The following is a 1,981-nucleotide window of genomic DNA, read 5'->3' on the forward strand; positions in this document are numbered from 1 at the left end:
CCCCACAGCTTTTGGGGACAGTTCAAACCGGTGTGCTTTGCGCCAGCAGGGCCCGTGCGGCAATCAGGTCTTCAAGGGCAAAACCGACCGATTTAAACAGGGTAATTTCGCCATCATCTGCGCGTTGGCCACGGCCATTGAGCAAATCCTTTAATTCGGTGCCGATCGCCTGCTGTTGGATAACGCCATCGGCAATGGCAAACAGCAAGTCGCCGCCCTCGTGCAGCGCGCCTTCCCGAGTATCGACAACAATGCGCGCACGCCCCACGGCGGCAGAGTCGGTTTCGCGCATGCTCGGCAAAAAGGCGCCGACCAGGTCCAGGTGGGTGCCGGGCTTAAGCCAAGCGCCCAATACCAACGGTTCCCGTGAGGTAGTGATGCAGGTGATGCTATCGGCCTGCCTGACGCTGGCTTGCAAGTCACTGCTGGAACTGACTGCAAAGCCTTCGGCCTGCAGTTGCGCCACCAAAGGTGCCAGCTTGGCCGCATTACGGCCCCAAATCTCGATCTCGCGGTACGGTCGCACGCAGCAATGGGCGCGCACCATATGCGCCGCCAAGGTGCCGCTGCCGACGATTAGCAGGCGTTCAGCGTCGTGGCGCACTAAGTAATCGGCAGCCAGGGCCGAGGTGCAGGCGGTGCGCCGCGCAGTCATTTCCGAGGCTTCGAGCATGGCCAAGGGTTGCCCGGTGGCATCGTCGAACAGGGTAAACACCGCCGCTACCGAAGGTAGGTCGCGCGCGCTGTTGTGGGGGAACACGGTGACCAGCTTGACGCCAATGCCCTGGCCGCTCTGCCACACCGGCATATGCAGCAGGCTGGCGTCGTTTGGCAGGTCATGGCAGCCGCGCACAGGCGATTCGCACGCGACAGCCAGGCCGCTGCGTAGCGCTTCAATCAAGGGGGCGTAGTCCAATGCGGCGGCAACGTCGGCATTGGTGAAAAAACGTAGGTTGTGCATTCGCAGTACACCTTGTGAGTGGGGTGTGCCGCGCGCACTTCAGGTAGCGCAGAACGCGTTGGTGCGCACAGCACACCCTACGGATTAAAGCCGCCCTTCACCGTGGCGAAGGGCGGTTCACGCTGATCAGTGGCCGCCCAGGTAGGCGTTGCGCACTTCTTCGTTACCCAGCAGTTCCTGGCCAGTGCCGGTCATACGGATTTCGCCGTTGACCATCACGTAACCGCGGTCCGATAAGCGCAACGCGTGGTTAGCGTTTTGCTCGACCAAAAAGATGGTCATACCGGTTTTGGCCAATTCCTTGAGGGTGGCGAAAATGTGTTTAACCACAATCGGCGCCAAGCCCAGGCTGGGTTCATCAAGCAATAACAACTTCGGCCGGCTCATCAGCGCCCGGGCGATGGCGAGCATTTGCTGCTCGCCGCCAGACATGGTCATAGCGCGCTGATTACGCCGCTCCAGCAAACGCGGGAACAGTTCAAACATGCGCTGCATATCTTCGTCAGCGTGCTTGGCGCCAATGGGGATGGTGCCCATCAGCAGGTTTTCTTCCACGCTCATGTCCGGGAACACCCGGCGGCCTTCCGGCGACTGGGCGATGCCGTTGGAGGCGACGAAGTGCGACGACTTGTTGGTGATGTCGATACCGCCATAGACAATGCTGCCGCCGGTGGCGCGCGGCTGGCCGAAGATCGACATCAGCAAGGTGGACTTACCGGCGCCATTGGCACCGATCAGGCTCACGGTCTCGCCTTCGTTGATGTGCAGGTTGACCTTTTTCAGCGCCTGGATTGGCCCGTAGAACACGTCTACGTCTTTGAACTCGAGGATCGGCTTACTCATGCCACTTCCTCTTCGTCAGCGCCCAGGTAGGCGGCAATCACTTTCGGGTTATTGCGGATTTGCTCCGGGTTGCCCTCGGCAATCAGTGCGCCGTGGTCGAGCACGATAATGTGATCGGAAATACTCATAACCATGCCCATGTCGTGTTCGATCAGTAGAACGGTGATGTGGTGCTCT

2 protein-coding genes and 1 pseudogene are annotated in these 1,981 nt (G+C 60.1%); all 3 read right to left on the bottom strand.

All coding sequences use genetic code 11. The features are described from left to right. Positions 1 to 22: 22 nt before the first annotated feature. Entirely contained in the window at positions 23 to 961 is a 939-nt protein-coding gene (locus AAAB16_RS14080; RefSeq protein WP_340663873.1) for an ornithine cyclodeaminase family protein, read from the bottom strand. 126 nt (positions 962 to 1,087) lie between these two features. Beyond that, a complete protein-coding gene (locus AAAB16_RS14085; protein ID WP_340663874.1) occupies positions 1,088 to 1,804 on the bottom strand; it encodes an ABC transporter ATP-binding protein in 717 nt (238 codons plus the stop codon). Continuing rightward, a pseudogene (locus tag AAAB16_RS14090) lies at positions 1,801 to 1,981 on the bottom strand (ABC transporter ATP-binding protein); the annotation flags it as partial. The pseudogene AAAB16_RS14090 and the gene AAAB16_RS14085, both read right to left, overlap by 4 nt.

This window comes from Pseudomonas sp., assembly GCF_037994325.1.
Classification (GTDB): Bacteria; Pseudomonadota; Gammaproteobacteria; order Pseudomonadales; family Pseudomonadaceae; genus Aquipseudomonas.

What these genes read in the sequence shown, in the direction of transcription:
- AAAB16_RS14080 (WP_340663873.1), bottom strand. Translation starts at nt 961, where the DNA reads ATGCACAACCTACGTTTTTTCACCAATGCCGACGTTGCCGCCGCATTG.
- AAAB16_RS14085 (WP_340663874.1), bottom strand. Translation starts at nt 1,804, where the DNA reads ATGAGTAAGCCGATCCTCGAGTTCAAAGACGTAGACGTGTTCTACGGG.